Origin of the sequence: Paraburkholderia sp. (assembly GCF_035656215.1) — a bacterium.
Classification (GTDB): domain Bacteria; phylum Pseudomonadota; class Gammaproteobacteria; order Burkholderiales; family Burkholderiaceae; genus Paraburkholderia.
In genome coordinates, this window is the sequence record NZ_DASRSY010000028.1 from 1 (window position 1) to 20616 (window position 20616).

At 60.5% G+C, this 20616-nt stretch carries 18 protein-coding genes and 1 pseudogene; 18 read left to right on the forward strand and 1 reads right to left on the reverse strand.

Annotated elements, in window-relative coordinates; genetic code table 11:
* A pseudogene (locus VFE81_RS01435) lies at positions 1–237 on the forward strand (1-acyl-sn-glycerol-3-phosphate acyltransferase); the annotation flags it as partial.
* Positions 238–246: 9 nt separating this feature from the next.
* On the opposite strand, the gene VFE81_RS01440 reads toward VFE81_RS01435, so the two are convergent.
* Entirely contained in the window at positions 247–1125 is an 879-nt protein-coding gene (locus VFE81_RS01440) for a symmetrical bis(5'-nucleosyl)-tetraphosphatase (protein WP_325042888.1), read from the reverse strand.
* Positions 1126–1327: 202 nt separating this feature from the next.
* On the opposite strand from VFE81_RS01440, the gene VFE81_RS01445 reads away from it, so the two are divergent.
* From VFE81_RS01445 to VFE81_RS01525, 17 genes are all read left to right on the forward strand, one after another.
* Positions 1328–2239, forward strand: a complete 912-nt coding sequence (locus VFE81_RS01445) for a GDP-mannose 4,6-dehydratase (protein WP_325042889.1) — start codon at positions 1328–1330, stop codon at positions 2237–2239.
* A gap of 386 nt (positions 2240–2625) precedes the next feature.
* Positions 2626–3687 (forward strand): dTDP-glucose 4,6-dehydratase, encoded by a 1062-nt coding sequence (gene rfbB, locus VFE81_RS01450; RefSeq protein ID WP_325042890.1) that lies wholly within the window; start codon positions 2626–2628, stop codon positions 3685–3687.
* 9 nt (positions 3688–3696) lie between these two features.
* Positions 3697–4590, forward strand: coding sequence for a glucose-1-phosphate thymidylyltransferase RfbA (gene rfbA, locus VFE81_RS01455; protein ID WP_325042891.1), 894 nt, complete (start codon positions 3697–3699; stop codon positions 4588–4590).
* The gene (gene rfbC, locus VFE81_RS01460; protein ID WP_325042892.1) at positions 4575–5126 is read left to right on the forward strand and encodes a dTDP-4-dehydrorhamnose 3,5-epimerase; all 552 of its coding nucleotides are present in this window, start codon (positions 4575–4577) and stop codon (positions 5124–5126) included. The genes rfbA and rfbC overlap by 16 nt, the downstream gene beginning before the upstream one ends.
* Positions 5127–5137: 11 nt before the next feature.
* A complete protein-coding gene (gene rfbD, locus VFE81_RS01465) occupies positions 5138–6064 on the forward strand; it encodes a dTDP-4-dehydrorhamnose reductase (protein ID WP_325042893.1) in 927 nt (308 codons plus the stop codon).
* A gap of 245 nt (positions 6065–6309) precedes the next feature.
* Positions 6310–7725, forward strand: a complete 1416-nt coding sequence (locus tag VFE81_RS01470) for a mannose-1-phosphate guanylyltransferase/mannose-6-phosphate isomerase (RefSeq protein WP_325042894.1) — start codon at positions 6310–6312, stop codon at positions 7723–7725.
* Between the two features lies 1 nt (position 7726).
* Positions 7727–8545 (forward strand): ABC transporter permease, encoded by an 819-nt coding sequence (locus tag VFE81_RS01475; RefSeq protein ID WP_325042895.1) that lies wholly within the window; start codon positions 7727–7729, stop codon positions 8543–8545.
* Between the two features lie 4 nt (positions 8546–8549).
* Entirely contained in the window at positions 8550–9326 is a 777-nt protein-coding gene (locus tag VFE81_RS01480) for an ABC transporter ATP-binding protein (RefSeq protein ID WP_325042896.1), read from the forward strand.
* Positions 9327–9522: 196 nt separating this feature from the next.
* The gene (locus tag VFE81_RS01485) at positions 9523–10905 is read left to right on the forward strand and encodes a phenylacetate--CoA ligase family protein (RefSeq protein ID WP_325042897.1); all 1383 of its coding nucleotides are present in this window, start codon (positions 9523–9525) and stop codon (positions 10903–10905) included.
* Positions 10902–12479: a polysaccharide deacetylase family protein gene (locus VFE81_RS01490; protein ID WP_325042898.1), complete on the forward strand. Its 1578-nt coding sequence runs from the start codon at positions 10902–10904 to the stop codon at positions 12477–12479. The genes VFE81_RS01485 and VFE81_RS01490 overlap by 4 nt, the downstream gene beginning before the upstream one ends.
* Positions 12476–13597 carry a non-hydrolyzing UDP-N-acetylglucosamine 2-epimerase gene (wecB, locus tag VFE81_RS01495; protein ID WP_325042899.1) on the forward strand — a complete coding sequence of 374 codons (1122 nt, stop codon included), beginning with the start codon at positions 12476–12478 and terminating at the stop codon, positions 13595–13597. The genes VFE81_RS01490 and wecB overlap by 4 nt, the downstream gene beginning before the upstream one ends.
* A complete protein-coding gene (locus VFE81_RS01500; RefSeq protein ID WP_325042900.1) occupies positions 13590–14846 on the forward strand; it encodes a glycosyltransferase in 1257 nt (418 codons plus the stop codon). The genes wecB and VFE81_RS01500 overlap by 8 nt, the downstream gene beginning before the upstream one ends.
* Positions 14843–15970, forward strand: coding sequence for a glycosyltransferase (locus VFE81_RS01505; protein ID WP_325042901.1), 1128 nt, complete (start codon positions 14843–14845; stop codon positions 15968–15970). The genes VFE81_RS01500 and VFE81_RS01505 overlap by 4 nt, the downstream gene beginning before the upstream one ends.
* A gap of 25 nt (positions 15971–15995) precedes the next feature.
* Complete coding sequence (locus tag VFE81_RS01510) at positions 15996–17420, forward strand: UbiA family prenyltransferase (RefSeq protein WP_325042902.1); 1425 nt, start codon at positions 15996–15998, stop codon at positions 17418–17420.
* A complete protein-coding gene (locus tag VFE81_RS01515) occupies positions 17417–18736 on the forward strand; it encodes an FAD-binding oxidoreductase (RefSeq protein WP_325042903.1) in 1320 nt (439 codons plus the stop codon). The genes VFE81_RS01510 and VFE81_RS01515 overlap by 4 nt, the downstream gene beginning before the upstream one ends.
* On the forward strand, positions 18733–19473 hold the full coding sequence (locus tag VFE81_RS01520; RefSeq protein WP_325042904.1) for an SDR family oxidoreductase: 741 nt from the start codon (positions 18733–18735) through the stop codon (positions 19471–19473). The genes VFE81_RS01515 and VFE81_RS01520 overlap by 4 nt, the downstream gene beginning before the upstream one ends.
* A gap of 158 nt (positions 19474–19631) precedes the next feature.
* The gene (locus VFE81_RS01525; protein WP_325042905.1) at positions 19632–20570 is read left to right on the forward strand and encodes an NAD-dependent epimerase/dehydratase family protein; all 939 of its coding nucleotides are present in this window, start codon (positions 19632–19634) and stop codon (positions 20568–20570) included.
* The last annotated feature ends 46 nt before the right edge of the window (positions 20571–20616 follow it).

Here is a 20616-nt window from a genome sequence, read left to right on the forward strand (position 1 = left end):
GGTCCGTTGACCGCGCACGTGTATGTCGGCGCGCCGCTTGCGCCGGGTGCGGATAGGCGCACGCTGGCGGCGGAGGCGGAAGGGGTGATTGCGGCGGCGTTGCGGGAGATGCAGGCCGGTATGACAAAGTCAGGTGCTGCGATCGCGGCGTCGATTTCATCGCCGAGTGCGTCTGACGCCTCCAACGCCGCACCGGCGCTGATCGAACCCGTCGATCAGTCCGGCCGGTCGGCTTAACGGGGCAGCTTAGTTACCGCCGCCTGGCGCGCGGCAAGTTTCACAGTCAACTTGCGTCAGCGTGCGGTCCGCGGGATTTTGCGCAAGACGCACGGCGGAAAGTTTCTCGCCCCACACGCACCCGGAATCCAGGCCGATCAGGTTGTCGCGCAAGGTCAGGCCAAGCGCGGCCCAATGGCCGAACACCACGGTGACGTCCGCAGTTTTGCGCGACGGCACGTCGAACCACGGCATGCTGCCCGGCGGCGCGGAATTCAAGCCGCCGCTGCTGCTGAAATCCATCGCGCCTTCGGCATTGCAGAAGCGGATGCGCGTCAATGCACTGCACGTCAGGCGCAGCCGCTCGATGCCTTTGATGTCAGGCGTCCAGCGATTCGGCTCGTTGCCGTAGAGTCCCGCGAGCGTTTCCTTCCAGTTCGGCGCGCGCAAAGCCCGCTGCAGTTCGTCGGCGAGTTCCATCGTCAGGGCGGCGTCCCATTGCGGCAAAACGCCCGCGTGCACCATCAGCATGCCGTTGTCGAAATGCGCGAGCGGACGGCGGCGGACCCATTCGAGCAGCTCGGCGGCGTCCGGCGCGGCGAGAATGTCGTCGATCGTGTCGCCTTTCTTTGACTTACGAATTCCCGCCGACACCGACAATAAATGCAGGTCGTGGTTACCCAGCACCGGCACCGCGCGATCGCCCAGCGCGATGATGTCACGCAGCGTGGCGAGCGATTCGGACCCGCGGTTGATCAGGTCGCCCGCGAACCACAGCGGCGTGCCTTCGGTCGGCGCGGCCTTAGCCAGCAACTGCTGGAACGGCGTGCGGCAGCCTTGCAGGTCGCCGAAGGCAAGCGGTAGCGGGTGCGGCTGGGTCGGGGAAGTGAAGGCTGTAGGTGCTGTCATCGGGGAGTCGGTGCAAATCGATACACGCAGGTACGCACGAGACGTGCCGCGTTGGGCGGTGCAACATGCTAGCGTGACATAATATCCGGTTTGAAGCACTCATATCGGGCATTGCGCCGTCAGAGGCCACTAGCCAGCACGCCCGCCGGGGGCGGGTGCATTATTGCACTACAACAGGAAGATCCTCGTGAACGGAGAAAGCATGTCGTCTGCCCATGCGAAGCAACCTATTCGCACCCTCGTTACCGGGGCGAGTGGCTTTACCGGCCGCTATCTGGTGGAGAACCTGCTTGGCCGCGGCTATACCGTGATCGAGACGGTGGGCGGCCGCGACGAGCCGGAAACGCCGACGCGGCTGCGGCTCGACATCACCTCGCCCGACGCTTGCCGCCGTGTGATCGAAACGGCGCGGCCCGACTACATTGTGCATCTGGCGGCGATCAGCTTCGTGGGTCATAACGATCCGCTCGACTTCTACCGCGTCAACGTGATCGGCACGCTGAATCTGCTGGAGGCCTGTGCGGCTGTTGGCCATACGCCGCGCAAGCTGTTGATTGCGAGCAGCGCGAATGTTTACGGCAATGTCACCAGCGATGCCATCGACGAAACCTTCCCGGTCACGCCGGTGAACCACTATGCCGCCAGCAAGGCGGCCATGGAAACGATGGTGCGGACCTGGTTCGACCGACTGCCGATTCTGATCGTGCGGCCGTTCAACTACACAGGCCGCGGCCAGGCATCGAATTTCCTCGTGCCGAAGATCGTCGAGCATTTCGCGCGGCGTGAACCTGCTATCGAGTTGGGCAATATCGACGTGGCGCGTGATTTCTCGGACGTGCGCTACGTGGCGAGCGCCTACGAGGCTTTGCTCGATTCGACGGCCGCCGCTGAAACGGTCAACGTCTGTACCGGCACACCCTATACGCTGCGGGAGATTCTGTCGGCGGCGAGCGAACTGACCGGGCATGAACTCGAGATTCAGATCAATCCTGCTTTCGTACGACAAACCGACGTGAAGATGCTGGCCGGGTCGCCGGCCAAGCTGCGCTCGCTGGTGCCGAAGGTCGAGTCGATTCCGTTCATGGATACGCTGCGCTGGATGTTGGCGGCTTAACTGACGCAATCGGCGGTATCTGCTCGCATCTGCCGTTATTTTGCGTGGTAAGTCCGCTCGGCCGGCGCCACAACGGGGCTGCCGGCCTAAGTGGCCAGCCGGTTCATCCCCCTTGCGCCGGTCCCCTCTGGAGGCGACGCTCGCCGTCAAACTAGCCCCTCAGTAATGAACGGAAACCAAACCTGTCAAGCTGTTTCAAGTTGTTAGGGTTCTAGTTTTTGCTCCGGGCGGCTTTATAATCAGGGCTTCATAAGATTGGCGTTTGAGCGCCTGCCCGCTGTGCAAGGGGCGGCGGCAGGCGTTGACAAGAATCGGATACCACAACGCGAGGTGCGTAGATCGGCGAAGTAATTCCGATCTGCCACCAACATCTAGAAGGGAATTTCATGATTCTGGTAACGGGCGGTGCCGGCTTTATCGGCGCCAATTTCGTGCTCGACTGGCTCGATGCGTCGGACGAAGCGGTGCTGAATGTGGACAAGCTGACCTATGCGGGCAATCTGGGTACGCTCAAGTCGCAACAGGCCAATCCCCGGCATGTGTTCGTGCGAGCCGATATCTGCGATCGTGCCGCGCTCGACGCGCTTTTCGCCGAGCACAAGCCGCGTGCCGTGCTGCATTTTGCCGCTGAAAGCCATGTGGACCGTTCAATCCATGGCCCGGCGGATTTTGTGCAGACCAACGTGGTTGGCACTTTCACATTGCTCGAAGCCACCCGTCAGTACTGGAATGCGCTCGGCGAGGTCGACCAAGCCGCGTTCCGTTTCCTGCACGTCTCGACCGACGAAGTGTTCGGCTCGCTGTCCGCTACCGATCCGCAATTCTCCGAAACCACGCCGTACGCGCCGAATAGCCCCTATTCGGCCACCAAGGCGGGTTCCGACCATCTGGTGCGCGCCTACCATCACACGTATGGTCTGCCGGTGCTCACCACGAACTGCTCGAACAACTACGGCCCGTATCAGTTCCCCGAAAAGCTGATTCCGCTGATGATCGCCAACGCGCTCGGCGGCAAGGCGCTGCCGGTGTATGGCGACGGTCAGAACGTGCGCGACTGGTTGTATGTGGGCGACCATTGCAGCGCGATCCGCGAAGTGCTCGCGCGCGGCACGCCGGGCGAGACGTACAACATCGGCGGCTGGAACGAAAAGAAGAACCTCGACGTCGTGCATACGCTGTGCGACCTGCTCGACCAGTTGCGTCCGAAGGCGGGCGCTTCGTACCGCGATCAGATCACTTACGTGAAGGATCGTCCGGGTCACGACCGTCGTTATGCGATCGACGCCCGCAAGCTCGAGCGCGAGCTCGGCTGGAAGCCGGCTGAGACGTTCGAGACCGGTCTTGCCAAGACGGTTCAGTGGTATCTGGACAATCAGGTGTGGTCTGACGAAGTCGCTTCGGGTGAGTATCGGAAGTGGGTTGAGACTAACTACGCGCAGCGCGCGTAAGGGCACGGCATGGCGCGCAAAGGCATTATTCTCGCGGGCGGATCGGGCACCCGCCTGTATCCGATCACGCATGTCGTCTCCAAGCAGTTGCTGCCGGTCTACGACAAACCGATGATCTACTACCCGCTGTCCACGTTGATGGTGGCGGGTATTCGTGACGTACTGATCATCTCCACGCCGCAAGATACGCCGCGTTTCGAAGCCATGCTCGGCGACGGCAGCCAGTGGGGCATGAACATCCAGTACGCGGTGCAGCCTTCGCCGGATGGACTTGCGCAGGCGTTCATTATCGGCCGTGACTTTGTGGGCAACGATCCGTCGGCACTGATTCTCGGCGACAACATCTTCTACGGCCACGATCTTGCGAAGCAGCTCGAACGTGCCTACGAGAAAGATGAAGGCGCTACGGTATTCGCGTATCACGTGCACGATCCGGAGCGTTACGGCGTCGTCGAATTCGACAAGCAGTTCCGCGCGCTGTCGATCGAAGAGAAGCCGGCCAAGCCGCGCTCGCACTACGCTGTTACCGGCTTGTATTTTTACGACAAGCAGGTCTGCGATATCGCGGCGGACATCAAGCCGTCGCCGCGTGGCGAGCTCGAAATTACCGACGTCAACTCGCGTTATCTGGCCAACGCCGCACTCAATGTCGAAATCATGGGGCGTGGCTATGCGTGGCTCGACACGGGCACGCACGATTCGCTGATCGAAGCGGCGACGTTCATCGCGACGCTGCAAAAGCGCCAGGGTCTGGTGGTTGCGTGTCCGGAAGAGATCGCTTACCGGCAGGAATGGATCGACGGTGAGCAACTGCTTGCGCTGGCCAAGCCGCTCGCGAAGAACGCGTACGGCAAGTATCTGCAAAACCTTCTTACGGACCACGTTGCATGGCCATCCAAGTAACCGCTACCGCGCTGCCTGAAGTCAAGATTATCGAGCCGAAAGTATTCGGCGACGCCCGGGGCTTTTTCTTCGAAAGCTTCAATGCGCTCGAGTTTGCCGAGCAGGTCGAACGGGGCGTCGAGTTCGTGCAGGACAACCATTCGCGCTCCGCGAAAGGCGTGCTGCGCGGCCTGCATTATCAGATTCAGCATGCGCAGGGCAAGCTCGTGCGTGTGGTTGAAGGGGAAGTGTTTGATGTTGCTGTCGACATCCGCAAGAGCTCGCCGAATTTCGGCAAGTGGGTTGGTGTGACACTGTCGGTCGAGAACCATCGGCAGTTGTGGGTGCCGCCGGGTTTTGCGCACGGTTTCTGTGTGTTGTCAGAATCGGCGCAGTTTCTCTATAAGACCACGGACTACTGGTTCCCTGAGCATGAGCGCAGCCTTGTCTGGAACGATCCGGAGATTGGCATTGAATGGCCGATCGACTTCGAGCCGTTGCTGGCTGCGAAAGACGCGGCGGGTAAGCGTCTTGCCGATGCTGAACACTTCGCGTGAGGGGTTGCCGCATGAGCGCACATGATGCCAGGCAGACGATTCTCGTCACCGGTGTAAATGGCCAGGTTGGCTTCGAGCTCGCGCGTACGTTGCAAGGGCTCGGCAACGTGGTCGCGGTTGACCGCGCCACGCTGGATCTGTCCAATCTGGATCAGGTCCGCGCCGTTGTTCGAGACGTGCGGCCTGCGCTGATCGTCAACCCCGCGGCCTACACCGCGGTCGACAAGGCAGAAGAGGAATTCGATCTCGCCATGCGCATCAATGGCGAAGCGCCCGGCGTGCTGGCCGAAGAGGCGAAAAAGCTCGGTGCAGCGTTGATTCACTATTCGACCGATTACGTGTTCAACGGCGAGAAAGACGGTGCCTACGCCGAAGACGATCCTACGGATCCGCAGAATGTGTATGGACGTACCAAGCTTGCGGGTGAGCAGGCGATCGCCGCGACCGGCGTGAATCATCTGGTGCTCCGTACGAGTTGGGTCTACGGCACCCGCGGCAAGAATTTTCTGCTCACGATGCTGCGGCTCGGCGCCGATCGGCCCGAGTTGAAGGTCGTTGCCGACCAGTTCGGCGCGCCGACCTGGAGCAATACGATCGCGACGCTGACGGCGCATCTGAGTGCACAGGCTTTTGCCGCGGAAGACAGCGCCACGTGGTGGAGCGAGCGCTCGGGCATCTATCACCTGTGCGCCGGCGATGCGACTTCGTGGCACGGCTTCGCGTCGGCCATTTTCGATCTCGCGGACTTACCGAACCGGCCGCAAGCGCTGCCGATTCCCGCTTCCGACTATCCGACGCCGGCAAAGCGTCCGTTCAATTCACGCATGTCGAACGAGAAGCTGGCACAGGTGTTCGGGCTTGCCGCGCCGCATTGGCGCGATGCCCTGAAGCTGTGCCTGATCGACGCTTTTCGACGGTCGCCCGCAGCCCGTTCTTAACGCATAGCACGCGCCCCCGCGCGAAGCTCGCCAAGCGGCGTAGCGCCTTAGCTGTCTGACGATAGTGAAAGGGGGCGGGGGTAGAATATCGGTCAGTCTGGAAGGCTCGCGCCGGCCCTGAAATTGGGCCTGGCGCGTTAACGTTCAGGGCGCGCGATCGTCGCACAGCCCATTGATTTTCTGGGTTGTGCTGACTATTCGTGGTCATGGCACTTCCGTAATAAATACGGTACTGAGAGGACTCTGTGAGTTTGTTACCGATCATTCTTTGTGGCGGGGCGGGTTCGAGACTATGGCCGGTCTCGCGCGAGTCGCACCCGAAACCGTTCATCCGCCTTGCGGATGGCGAAAGCTTGCTGCAAAAGGCGTTCTTGCGCGCGGTGGCACTGCCGGGCGTGAAGGAAGTGCTCACGGTAACGAACCGCGATCTGTTCTTCAAGACCGAAGACGATTTCCGCGAAGTGAACGCGAAAGGCTGTGCAACCTCGTTCATTCTCGAACCGTTCGGGCGCAATACGGCTGCAGCGGTTGCCACGGCGGCGTTGCATACGGCGAAAGTGCACGGCGATCAAACGGTCATGCTGGTGCTGGCCGCCGATCACCTGATTACCGACCAGCAGGCGTTCGGCATGGCTGTCGCAGCTGCGCAAAAGCTTGCACTGGCGGGCAAGGTGGTGACCTTCGGCGTGCATCCGGAGACGCCTGAAACAGGCTATGGCTACATCGAGGCGGATGGCGACAAGGTGGTGCGTTTCGTCGAGAAGCCGTCGCTCGAAAAGGCCCGCGAGTATCTCGCCTCGGGGAAGTTCGTGTGGAACTCGGGCATGTTCTGCTTCACCGCGGGCACGATCCTGAAGGAAATGAAGCAGCACTGTCCTGAGATTCTCAGCGCGGCTGCCGAGTGCATGGAGAAGTCGCCTTCCGCTGCGGGTAAGGACGGTGCGCAGGTTCGTCTCGAGCCGGGCTCTTTTGGCGCGGTGCCGGACGAGTCGTTCGACTATGCGGTGATGGAGAAGTGCGAGCAGGCCGCAGTGGTTCGCTGCGACATCGGCTGGACGGACGTCGGTTCGTGGACCGCGCTAAGCGATCTTTCGCCGGCGGACGGCAGCGGTAATCGAGTGGAAGGCGAAGCGCTGCTGCTCGACGTCAAGAATTGCTATTTGCGTGGCGGTGACCGGTTGATCGGCGCAGTGGGCGTCGAGAACCTGATCGTGATCGATACGCCGGACGCGCTGCTCATCGCGGACAAAGACCGGGCGCAGGACGTAAAGCAGATTTTTGCCGAGCTCAAGTCGCGTGGTCACGAAACGTACAAGGTGCATCGCACGGTGCACCGGCCCTGGGGGACGTATTCGGTGCTTGAAGAGGGCCCTCGCTTCAAGATCAAACGCATCGAGGTCAAGCCGGGCGGAAGTCTCAGCTTGCAGATGCATCATCACCGCAACGAGCATTGGGTCGTGGTGAGCGGCATGGCCAAGGTCGTGAACGGAGAGAAGGAGTTGTTCGTTTCGACCAATGAGTCGACCTACATCCCGGCGGGTCACAAACATCGCCTCGAGAACCCGGGCGTGGTCGAGCTCGTGATGATCGAAGTGCAGAGCGGCGAATATCTAGGCGAAGACGACATCGTTCGCTTTGAAGACATTTACGGACGTACTTGAGATGGATATTAGTTTTGTCAATGATACGGAAGACCTGACCCGGCACACTCAGAACGACGATCTGATCGTCGGGATGAAGTCGGTGCGGGTATGGGGCACGCTGGGGTGGCACGACATCCGGCAACGGTATCGCCGTTCGGTAATCGGTCCGTTCTGGTTTACGTTGAGCACTATCATCATGGTACTGGTGCTCGGCGCGCTGTACTCGACGCTGCTGCATCAGGAAATCTCCGACTACCTGCCGTACCTTTCGGTCGGGCTGGTGGTGTGGGCGTATCTGGCCTCGGTGGCTAACGAAGGGTGTATGGCCTTCATCGGTTCGGCGTATCTGATCAAACAGATACGTCTGCCGCTAACGATCCACGTATGCCGGATTGCTTGGCGCAACTTCGTGATCATGCTGCACAGCTTGCCCGTGGTCGTCGTGCTGTTGCTGGCGTTCGGCAAATGGCCGGGCTGGGAAATCTTGCTGGTGCCGTTCGGTCTGGCGTTGCTGCTGTTGCATGGCGTATGGCTCGGTGTGACGCTCGGCGTCCTGTGTGCACGCTTTCGCGATATTCCGCCAATCGTCACGAATCTGGTTCAGGTCGTGTTCTTTTTCACGCCCGTCATGTGGTCGCCGGAAATCCTGAAGAGCCGTGCATGGGTCGCTGAATACAATCCGCTTTATCACCTGATCGAAACGGTTCGCGCTCCGTTGACCGGCCGGCCGATCCACTGGGAATCTTGGGCGTGGTCGATCGGTTTGTTGGTAGTGGGTTTTGCCTTCGCGCAATTCCTGATGCAGCGTTTTCGTAATCGCGTTCCTTATTGGCTTTGATACCGTGAGTTCTTCCTCGATTGTTGCTCGTAACATCTCCGTCGAATTTCCGATTTACGAGAACTCCCATCGCTCGCTGAAAAAAGCGGTGCTCAATCTCACGACGGGTGGCCGCATCGGCCAGGATGCCGGTCGGCATGCGATCGTCAGAGCACTCGACGACCTTAGCTTCAGCTTTACCGAAGGCGACCGCGTGGGTCTGATCGGCCACAACGGGTCAGGCAAGACGACCCTGTTGCGTACGCTGTCCGGCGTGTACGCGCCTGTGCGCGGCGAGCTCAAGGTGAACGGCAAGATTGCTTCGCTGCTGGATGTGTCGATGGGGCTAGACCCGGACGCAACAGGCTTCGAAAACATCTATCTGCGTGGCATTCTGGACGGCCTGAAGCCGGCGCGCGTCCGCGGCAAGATCGACGAAATCGCCGATTTCAGCCAATTGGGCGACTACCTGAATCTTCCGGTGCGCACTTATTCGAGCGGGATGATGCTGCGTCTCGCGTTCGCCATTTCGACGAGCGTCGAGGCCGACATTCTGATCATGGACGAGTGGCTGAGCGTGGGTGATGCGGAGTTCAGCATTAAAGCGGCCGAGCGTCTCGAGAGCCTTGTCGGCAAGGCGTCAGTGTTGGTCGTTGCTTCGCACGATCCGAAACTGGTAGCGCGGGTCTGTAACCGCAAGATTTCCATGGAGCACGGCAAGATGATCTCCGACGAGCCGATCGTCGCGCCGGAGCCTGACGCGGAACCGCTGGTCAGCCACTCAGCGCAATTGCCGCACTGATCCGACGACGGGCGGTTGGTCGCGGTCTTATGGCTGCAACACCGCCCGCTGTATGCGTTTAAACGGCGATACGGCGCCGGCCGCTGCGTCTCTGTCGAGGCTGCGCGCCTAATCCAAACAGTAATGCCGAAAGCTTGTGCGGTTCTGCGCAGTGCAATCGGAGCAGGCCACACAGGTGCAACAAGGTTCGAATCTCATGCGAGCTAATCATCCATTTCTGCGATATTCCGAATCTTTGCTCGTGCGACAGCCGTTTCGCACGCTCAAGGGCTTTGCGGGTGGCTACATCGCCTATCCGATCGCCGAGAGCCGAGAAAAGCGCAGCGTGCGCCCGAAAATCGAAGAGTTGCGCCAGCACTATGCGTTGCCGATGCCGGAGCGCCGCCGCATCGCGCTAGAGCGTTTGGCCGACATGCTCGAATTCTCTGGCGCGCAGGTGCCGTATTACCGCGATCTATTTCAGGCGAAGCAATTCGATCCAACGAAGGTCAAGCAAGACCCGCGTTATCTGGAAGAGCTTCCTTACCTGACCAAAGACGTTATCCGCGAGCACGGCGCACGACTATATTCGGCGCCGCTTGAACAAACGCGGCATCACGTCTGCAAAACCGGCGGGTCGACAGGCCTGTCGTGCACGATCTACTACGATCAGGACGGCGCCGACTATTCATCGGCAGTCACGTTCTACGCCCGCGAGCGCATCGGCAAATTGCGCCACCGCTCTGAACTTCATTTTGCTTGTCGTTTCCCGGATCAGGCGATTCCTGAATGGCCGTCACGCGAAGACTTCAAATGCTTCGCGATGAATCGAAGCAACATCTTCTTCGATCGCATCGACGACGAAGGCCTTGAGGAGATGTGGCAGACGCTCAAGCGGCGCAAGCCCTATCTGGCGCATTCGCACCCGTCGACTATGTATGCGCTCGCTTGTTACGTGCAGCGCAAGTATGGCGGCGGCAACGCATTCCAGGTGTTCGAGTCGAGCGGCGAATTGCTCGAACCGCACGCGCGCGAAGTGATTGAGTCGGCGTTGCATTGTCGGGTGATCGATCGCTACGGTCTCGCCGAACTCGGCGTGATGGCCTACGAACTCGATGGCCACGAAGGTGGCTTTCAGATTCTCGAATCCGAAGGGTGGCCGGAAAGCCGCGTGTCGGAAGGCAATCCCGATGGTGCGCATGAACTTGTGTTCTCCGGTTTCCGCAACCGGCTGATGCCGTTGATCCGCTACGCGACAGGTGATCTTGCGCGCGTGGAGGAAACCGCGAAAGGCTTTTTCCTAACGGATGTCGTCGGGCGGATTCATGATGTCGTGCCGATCAACGGAGTAGCACATCCCACGCACCATATCCAGGACATGCTCGATCATCGGGTCGGTGGCATTCAGGAGTTTCAGATCGATCTGCGGACCACGCCGCCGACATTGCGCATCGTGCTCGAGCCTTGGGCAAATCCGGACGAAACAACCAGCAAGCTGCGCCACTATTGGCAGGATGCTTTTACGATTGCCTTCGTCGGGCATGACGATCTGGTGCGCGTCGGCAGTCGCGCCAAGTTTCGTCATGTGGTGAGCGCATGATTGGCGTTCTGTTCGCGGACGCTTCCGCGGCGGCTGGCCAATACGTACTGGCCGCCGTGCGGCGGTCCGTCAGCGTGACTCAAGCACAGCCGATTTCGCGTAGCGCTTTGCGCTCTGTCGCGCCGGCTGTAGTCGTTGCAGTCGATGTGCCGGAAGAGTGGGGCGCAGACCTGCTCGAATGGCTGCGCGTTCAGCCTCGCAAGCTGGTTCTCTTCGGTCGCGTGCCGTCTGCACTCGCGCGGGATCTAAACTATGAACCGGTAGACTGGCCGCCGGAACTGGAGGCCGACAGTCGCAGCGAAGCCGCGCCGTCGCGTGAATTGAGAGAGAGCCACGCGGTGGTGCGTTATTCGCATCTGGCGGAAGCATTGGGCGGCCAAACGTGGGACCGGCCCTTCGAGCGCTTCGATTTCACGGATGAATGGAACAACCTCGGCTATGGGCGCATTCGGCACGACGGCTCGATCTGGGCGGTCGCGCAAGCGGGACAGGTAGCAAGTGACGTGGAATTGGCGTCGGTGCACGTCGGCGGTGAGCGTCGTTTCTCTTACGCGGCGCTTTGGGACATCGACGCAACAAGCATACTGTGGATCAACCGACCTGTTGGCACATGCGATTCGTTCGAATGGCGCATCGTCGAGAACTTCCTGTCAGGCTATCGCGCGCAAGTACTGCCGTGTCAGCCTGTGTTGAGCGAGATTCCATGGGGTTACGACGCAGCGATTACTTCGCGACTCGATTGCGACGAAAGCGTCGAAGCAGCCCGTCCGTTGTGGCAAGCCTACAAGCGCCTCGGCGTGCCGTTTACGCTCGCGGTCCATACGCAGAATCTGACTCGGCCTGAGGAGCACCCGATCTTGTGGGAGCTGCTGGTGGACCAGGGGCAGGGCGCGGTGCTTTCTCATACGGCGACCCACGCGCCCAACTGGGGCGGCAGCTACGAAGCCGCGCTCGAAGAAGGTCGTCAATCGGCGCAAGCGCTGCAGATCGTGACGGGCAATCCGGTGCGTTATGCGGTGTCGCCGTTTCACCAGTCGCCGCCGTATGCGTTGCGTGCACTGGCCGACGCCGGCTATGAAGGTTGCATCGGCGGCATCATTCGCAACGATCCGGAGTTCGTGCTAGCGCGAGGCGGAACGCTTGCCGGCCTGCCGGAGGGCTTCGTCGGCCACAGCCAGCAATGCATGCTGCACGGCGATTGCATGCTCGCCGCCGGCGACCCCCTTGCCGTATTCAAGCGTGCTTTCGATCTCGCGTACGACACGCGCACGCTGTTCGGTTATCTCGATCATCCGTTTTCGCCGCGCTATCAATATGGTTGGACTGACGAAGCGTCGCGCATTGAAGCACACGAGCAGTTCATCGAGTACATTCGTGGCCGTGCGCAAAAGCCGGTTTTCATGACAGAGGCCGGCGCGCTCGATTTTCTCAAATTCAAGTCGCAGGTACAGTTGATCGAAGACGACAACGGGTTCCGTGTCCTGACATTTACCGGCAGGGCCGTTCCCTATTCGCTCGGCGTCGAGTTTCGGGGCGCCCTTGAGCAAGTCGAGTCGGGGGGGCGATTGCAATGAAAGTCATGGTGGTAATGGGCACGCGGCCCGAGGTCATCAAGCTGGCGCCAGTGGTGCGGGCCTTGCGCGCCGAAGTCGACACCATCGTCTGCGCGAGCGGTCAGCACAAGGACATGGCTGCGCAGGCGCTCGAATTCTTCGGCATCGAACCGGACATTACGCTCGATACGATGAGTCCCGGGCAATCGCTGAATGCATTGTCCGCGCGGCTTTTGTCCGCGCTCGATCGGGCGCTGGAGCAGGTGCGCCCCGACTGGGTGATCGTGCAAGGCGATACGACGACGGCATTTTGCGCGGGTCTCGCGGCCTTTCATCGCGGCATTCCCGTGGGCCACGTCGAAGCCGGATTGCGCACTGGTGATCTCAAGAGCCCGTTCCCCGAAGAAGCGAGTCGCAGCCTGCTGAGCCGCATCACCACGCTGCATTTCGCGCCAACGGAGCTTGCCCGCGAAAACTTGTTGAGCGAAGGCGTTGCCGCGGAAAAAATCGTCGTTACCGGCAATACGGTGGTGGATGCGATTGCCGCAGTGCGCCGGAGCTGGGACGCGACGCCGCCGCAAAGTCCACTGCCGCCATGGACGGGCGCCGAGCAGCAGCACATCCTCGTTACCTGTCATCGGCGCGAAAACTTCGGTGACGTGTTGCAGGACATTTGTCGAGTGCTGCGTGACCTGTGCCAGCGCTATAGCGGTTACCGCTGGATTTTCCCGGTGCACCTGAATCCGGCCGTGCGCGAACCTGTGCTGCGCGAACTGAACGGCATCCCCAATCTCGCCTTGATCGAGCCGGTCGATTACCCGACCAGTCTCTATCTGATCAGCGGCAGCGCGGTGGTCGTTAGCGACTCCGGTGGCATTCAGGAAGAAGCACCGACCTTCGGCGTGCCGGTGGTCGTGATGCGCAATCACACCGAGCGCCGCGAAGGCGTCGATGCAGGTTTTGCCACGCTGGCCGGTCAGGCGTCGGATAGCATCGAACGCGCGGTAATTGGCTGGCTCGACGATCCGGCGCGCCGCGAGGCGCTGCGTAATCGCGCGAACCCTTACGGTGACGGGCTGGCCTCGCAGCGTATTCTCGACAGTCTGCTGGGTCGGCCGGTCGAGGTGTTCAGTGGTTGAGGGCAAGGACACGGCGTTTGCTGCGCGGGACTGCATATTGTTTTCGACCGCCGATTGGGATGAACCGTATTGGACGAACAAGCAGCATACGGCGAGCATTCTGGCCGCACGCGGCTGGCGGGTGCTTTACGTGGAGAGCGTCGGTTTCCGTTCGCCTAAGGTCGGCAGCGGCCGTGACTGGGCCCGCTTATGGCGTCGTCTGTGGCGTGGCGTGCAATCGCTCGTACTCGGGCCGCCGCGGCGTGCTGAGAACATCTGGGTGCTGTCGCCGTTGATGGTGCCGGCCGGGCATCACCTGCCGTTCGTGCGCTCGCTGAATCAGACGTTGCTGCGCTTTTCCGTGACCCGTTTCGCGAAGTCGCGGCGCTTCAGGGATCCTGTTGTCTGGACCTATCACCCGTACATGCTCGACGCGATTGCGACGCTGCCTCGCGGGCCGCTCGTGTATCACTGCGTCGACGATATCGCAGCGATTCCCGGTGTCGACGTGGATGCGTTCCGCAATGCGCAGCAAGCGTTGGTCGCGCGCTGCGAAGCAGTCTTCACGACGGCAATGTCGTTGAAGGAAACGTGCCAGCCGTTTAACTCCAACACGCATTTTTTCGGCAACGTGGTGGACGAAGCGCACTTCGGCGAGGCGCGTGCAGAAGGGGCGCTACCGCCCGAGCTTGCCGCGATTCCGGAGCCGCGGCTGGTGTATCACGGCGTGCTGTCCGACTTCAAGGTCGACTTTCCGCTGCTGTTGCAGACCGCGCAGGCCCGGCCGCAGTGGCAATGGGTCATCATCGGCGAGGAGCGTGAAGGACAGCGCAGCGAATTGCTCGCGCAACTGGCGCGCTTGCAGAACGTGCATCTGCTCGGCTATCGCAGCTATCAGACTTTGCCGCGCTATATGCGCGGCATGCAGGTCGGCGTGCTGCCGACTTTGCTGAACGAATACACCCGTTCGATGTTTCCCATGAAGTTTTATGAATTCCTCGCGGCGGGCTTGCCGGTGGTGTCGACCCCGTTGGACTTTGCAAAAGAGCCGCGTGCGGGTCTTGAAGTAGGGGGCGACCGCGAGGCCTTTGTCGCTGCAATCGAGATACAGCTTGCACGCGGCAAGCTGAGCGCGGATGAGGCGCGGGCGGCGGTGGGCGACAACACGTGGGAGCGCCGGCTGGACAAGATGCTACAGATCACTTTCAAAGGCCGTGAATCGGGCAGCGGCAATGCGCAACAGCACCACGGCGCGGAGGTGCGCACGTGAAAGTGGTTCATGTTTACCGCACCTATTTCCCCGATCCGCCAGGTGGCTTGCAGGAAGCGATTCGTCAGATCGCGCTGTCGACACGCGAGTGCGGTGTCGAGCCACACATTCTGACTTTGTCGCCGACACCCGATCCAAGCGAGATCGACTATCCCGAGGGACGCGTCGTACGCGCGAAATCCTGGGCGGCGCCTGCGTCGTGCGATCTGGGCGGACCGGGCGCGTTAATGAAGTATCGGCAGATGGCGGACTGGGCCGACGTCGTGCATTTCCACTTTCCGTGGCCGTTCGCGGACGTACTGCATCTGCTGGGCCGAACGAAAAAGCCAACAGTGATGACATATCACTCGGATATCGTGCGGCAGAAGGCGCTAGGCGCCGTCTACGGGCCGTTGATGCGGCGGACGCTGCGCAGCATGTCCGCGGTGGTTGCAACCTCACCTGCCTATGCGCAGACCAGCGAGGCGCTGACGGAATGCGTAACGAAGGAACGGTTGAAGACCATTCCGCTTGGCATCATCGATTACCGCGACGAGCCGCATTCCGTGGATGCGCAACGCGACATCGCGAACCGTCTCGGCCTTGAAGCCGGCGAACCGTATTTTCTCGCGCTCGGCGTGTTGCGCTATTACAAGGGCCTGCACACGCTGATCGAAGCAGCAAGCCATGTGAATGCGAAAATCGTGATTGCGGGCTCCGGTCCGGAACGGGAGCGCCTGGCGGCGTTGGCGCTGCAAATGGGCGCGACTAACGTCGTTTTTGCCGGACAGGTGACGCACGAAGAAAAGGTCGCCCTGCTCAAGGGATGCCGCGCGATGGTGCTGCCGTCGCACTTGCGCTCTGAAGCGTTCGGCATGGTGCTAGCCGAAGCCGCTATGTTCGCTAAGCCGATGGTGTGCTGCGAGGTGGGATCCGGAACGTCCTACGTCAATCAACATGGTGTGACGGGTTTTGTCGTCTCACCGGAACAATCAAAAGAACTGGCTGGCGCAATGAATGTGCTGCTGAGCGACGATGCGGTAGCGGCGGCTATGGGAAGCGCCGCTCGTGAGCGATACGAAACGCTGTTTTCGGGCGTGGCGCTTGGCAAAGCATATAGTGCGCTATACCGGGAAGTCGCGTGACGCGGCGAGGGGAAGGATTAGCGAAATGCAATGGAAAACACTGGCCGTAGATCTGGACGGCACGCTGATACGATCGGATATGCTGATCGAGACGGGTTTTGCCTATCTGAAGGCGAACCCGTTGCGCTTTTATCGTCCGCTGGTCTGGATTGTCCAGGGCGGCAAGGCGCATCTCAAGGCAAAGCTTGCCGCAGCTACGCACGTTGACGTCGCGACCTTGCCCTATGACCCGAAAGTGATCGAGTGGCTCAAGCGCGAGCGTGCAGCCGGTCGCTCGCTGGTGCTTGCGACTGCCAGCGACGCCCGCTACGCCGAGGCGATCTCCGGGCATCTTGGCTTGTTCGACAAGACGCTTGCCACCGATGGCAAGGTCAATCTGTCGTCAGGCCGCAAGCGTGATGCGCTGGTTCGCGAATTCGGCAACAAGGGTTTCGATTACGCCGGCAACTCACACGACGATATCGCGGTATGGGAAGCGGCTGAGCGCGCCTATGTCGTGAATCCCTCGCCCGGCGTAGAACGGCGCGTCCAGAAAATCGGCAACGTCGAGAGCGTGCTGCAGACCCGCAAGAACCCATTCCGTGTGTGGATCAAAGCGCTGCGCATGCATCAGTGGCTCAAGAACCTGCTGATCTTCATTCCGTTGTTGGCGTCGCATCAAGTGTCGTCGCTGGACCTCGACCTGTGTGGCGTGCTCGCGTTCGTGCTGTTTGGTCTCTGCGCGTCGAGCGTCTATCTGCTCAATGACCTGCTCGATCTCGACGACGACCGGCATCATCCGACCAAACGGCGACGTCCGTTCGCCTCGGGTTCGTTGTCGATCATCTGGGGCATGGCGGCGTTTCCGGTCCTCGCGATCGGTGCGTTCGCGGGCGCGCTGATCTGGCTGCCGTGGCGGTTTGCTGCTGTGCTTGCAGGCTATTACGTCCTGACGATGTTGTATTCGTTTCTGCTCAAACGCCGCGTGATTCTCGACGTCGTGGTGCTGGCGATGCTCTACACCGCGCGCATCATCGCCGGTACCGCGGCGTTCCGGATGACGCTGACGTTCTGGTTGCTGGGCTTCTCGATGTTTCTGTTTTTGAGCCTCGCGTTGGTGAAGCGCTATGCCGAATTACATGCGACGCGTGCAGCAGGTGGTGCGAAAGCGCGCGGCCGCGGCTACGTAGCCGACGACCTGCCGATGATCTCGTCGCTCGGCGCCGCCTCCGGTTATCTTTCGGTGCTGGTGCTCGCGCTCTACATTCAGGACTCGAAGACGACGCATCTCTACAGCCATCCGCAGGTGATCTGGCTGGCCTGTCCGTTGTTGCTCTACTGGATCAGCCGCACATGGCTCATCACGCACCGTGGGCTGATGCATGACGACCCGGTGGTGTTCGCTGCCAAAGACCGCACGAGTTTGTTGACCGTCGCGCTGATGGGGCTGGTGTTCTGGTTCGCCATATGACGAAGCCGCTCAAGTCTTGGGGGCGTTACCCAGATCACCCACAGGCGGGTCATCCCGTGCAGTGGCGCGACCGCCTGCAACCGGTCCTGGCGCAGGTTGCCGGCGCCAATGGCACGACGCTGGCCTATGGCAATGGCCGTAGCTACGGCGATAGTTGTCTCGCTGCGAGTGATCAGGTTGTGCATACGCGGCCGCTCGATCGCTTTATCGCGGCTGACTGGCAAACTGGCGTGGTGCGTGCGGAGGCTGGGGCGACGCTCGACGACATTTTGCAAATAGCGGTTCCACGTGGCTGGATGCTGCCGGTCACGCCCGGCACAAAGTACGTAACACTGGGCGGCGCAGTAGCTAACGACGTGCATGGCAAGAACCATCACGTGCGAGGCACGTTCGGCCGTCACGTACGCCGCTTTGCGTTGTTGCGCTCGGAGCGCGAGGCGTTTGAATGCTCAGCGGACGAGAATGCTGAGTTCTTCGCCGCAACGATCGGTGGCCTCGGGCTCACCGGTGTGATCTCTTGGGTGGAAATTCAGTTGATGCCGATTCGCTCGAGCCGCGTCTCGGTGACGAGCATCCGCTTTGGCAACCTCGACGAATTTTTTGCGTTGTCGGAAGAGCTCGATAGCAAGCACGAATACAGCGTGGCATGGATCGATTGCCTGAGCCGCGGATCATCGCTCGGACGTGGCATCTTCATGGTTGGCGATCATGCGGAGCGGGGCGGTCTGCAACTTCCGGTCAAGAAGAAGCGCGCCGTGCCGGTCACGCCGCCGATCTCGCTGATCAATCCGCTGACGCTCCGCGCATTCAATGTGCTGTACTACAACCGTCAGCAACAGAAAATGGTGCAAACCGAAGTCGATTACGACAGTTACTTTTATCCGCTCGATAGCCTGCTCGAATGGCACCGGATTTACGGCAAGCGTGGGTTTCAACAGTATCAGTGCGTGCTGCCCCAGGTTAACTCCCGCGACGCCATGCACGCAATTCTGGAGGCAATAGGGGAAAGCGGTACGGGCTCGTTTCTCGCCGTGCTCAAGCGCTGCGGCGATGCGATCTCGCCGGGCCTGTTGTCTTTTCCGATGGAAGGGGCGTCGCTCGCACTGGATTTTCCGCAGCACGATGAAAGCAATCGTCGGCTGTTCGAGCGCCTCGACGCGATTGTCCGGGAAGCCGGCGGACGCTTGTACCCGGCGAAGGACGCGCATATGTCGGCGAGCGATTTCCAGCTCGCGTATCCGGCGTGGCATCAGTTGGAGGCATTGCGCGATCCCGCGCTGATGTCCCGTTTTTGGCAACGAACAACACAAACATGAAAAAAGTCCTGATAGTCGGTGCGACTTCCGCAATTGCCATCGCCTGTGCGCGCCGTTGGGCGTCCGAAGGCGCGACGTTGTTTCTCGTCGGGCGGCAGGCGGAACGCCTGGAACAGATTGGCGCGGATCTCGTGGCGCGCGGTGCCAAGGCGGCGAGGAGCCACGTGCTGGACATGAACGACTTCGATGCTCATCAGGCGATGCTCGATGCATGCGTGGGTACGCTTGGCGGTATCGATGTCGCGTTGATCGCGCACGGAACCTTGTCCGATCAGAAGGCCTGCGAACAGGATGTGAAGGTCGCGTTGCGTGAGCTTTCCACCAATGGATTGTCTGTCATTGCGTTGCTGACCCCGTTGGCTAACGTCATGGAAAGCGCGAGGACCGGTGTGATTGCGGTGATTTCGTCGGTGGCAGGGGATCGGGGCCGGCCTTCGAACTACGTCTACGGCACGGCGAAGGCTGCGGTGTCAACGTTCTGTGAAGGCTTGCGCGCGAGGCTGTTCAAGTCGGGCGTGCATGTGCTGACGATCAAGCCGGGGTTCGTGGATACGCCGATGACGGCCGGTATGCCGCTCCCTGGACCGCTAGTCGCCACGCCTGAGCGTGTCGCGAACGATATCGTTCGTGCGGTCGAGAAGAAGAAGGATTCGATTTATACGCCGTGGTTCTGGTCGGGGATCATGTTGATCATTCGATCGGTACCGGGGTTCTTGTTTAAGAGGGCGTCGTTGTAATCAGCGCCATGGCTGGCGCGCAGTAGCGTCAGGGTCTCCGACTTGAAGCGAGCCACCGAGATGGAGGGGCAGCCTTCAGGCACCGTTTACAATGTCGGATTACGCACGGTCGAAGCTGGGCCGCAGGCCATCCGACGATTAGCATCAACGACAGATCAATGAACGATACACGCATAATTCTCCCCGGCGGTGCAGGTCTGGTTGGCCAGAACCTCGTGGCCCGACTCAAACAGCGCGGCTACACGAACCTTGTGGTGCTGGACAAACATCGCGCCAATCTCGAAGTGTTAAGAGGCGTGCATCCCGACATCACGATCGAATATGCCGATCTCGCCGAACCCGGCGACTGGTCCCGGTATTTCGACGGAGCGGATGTGGTCGTGATGTTGCAGGCGCAGATTGGCGGTCCGACCATTGAGCCCTTTATTCGCAACAACATCACGTCAACGGAGCGAGCGCTCGACGCGATCAAGCAGTACAAGGTGCCTTATACAGTGCACATCAGTTCGTCCGTCGTGAATTCCGTCGGGGACGATTTTTACACCGACACCAAGAAGAAGCAGGAAGAGATCGTGCACGCATCGGGCATTGAGTGTGTCGTGTTGCGCCCGACGCTGATGTTCGGCTGGTTCGACAGAAAGCATCTTGGCTGGCTTTCGCGCTTCATGCAGCGCGTGCCTGTTTTCCCGATTCCCGGCAGCGGCCGTTACATGCGTCAACCGCTGTACGCGGGTGATTTCTGCAACGTGATCATCAGTTGTATCGAGTCGCGCATCAGCGGGCAGGCGTTCAATATTACCGGGCTTGAACGGGTCGATTACATCGATATCATTCGCCAGATCAAGCGGGCAACACGCGCAGGGTGCGCCATTGTGCGGATTCCCTACGGTCTTTTCTATGCGCTGCTGAAGGTCTACGCGCTCTTCGACAAGAATCCGCCGTTTACTGCGGATCAGTTGAAAGCACTGACCGCCGGCGACGAATTCGAGGTGATCGATTGGGAAGGCATCTTCCACATCAAGGCGACGCCGTTTTCGAAAGCGATGGACGAAACATTCAACGATCCGGTGTATAGCCAGATCGCGCTTGAATTCTGATTGGACGTGAATATGGGTAACGAAAAAATCGCCGTGCTGGGCGCCG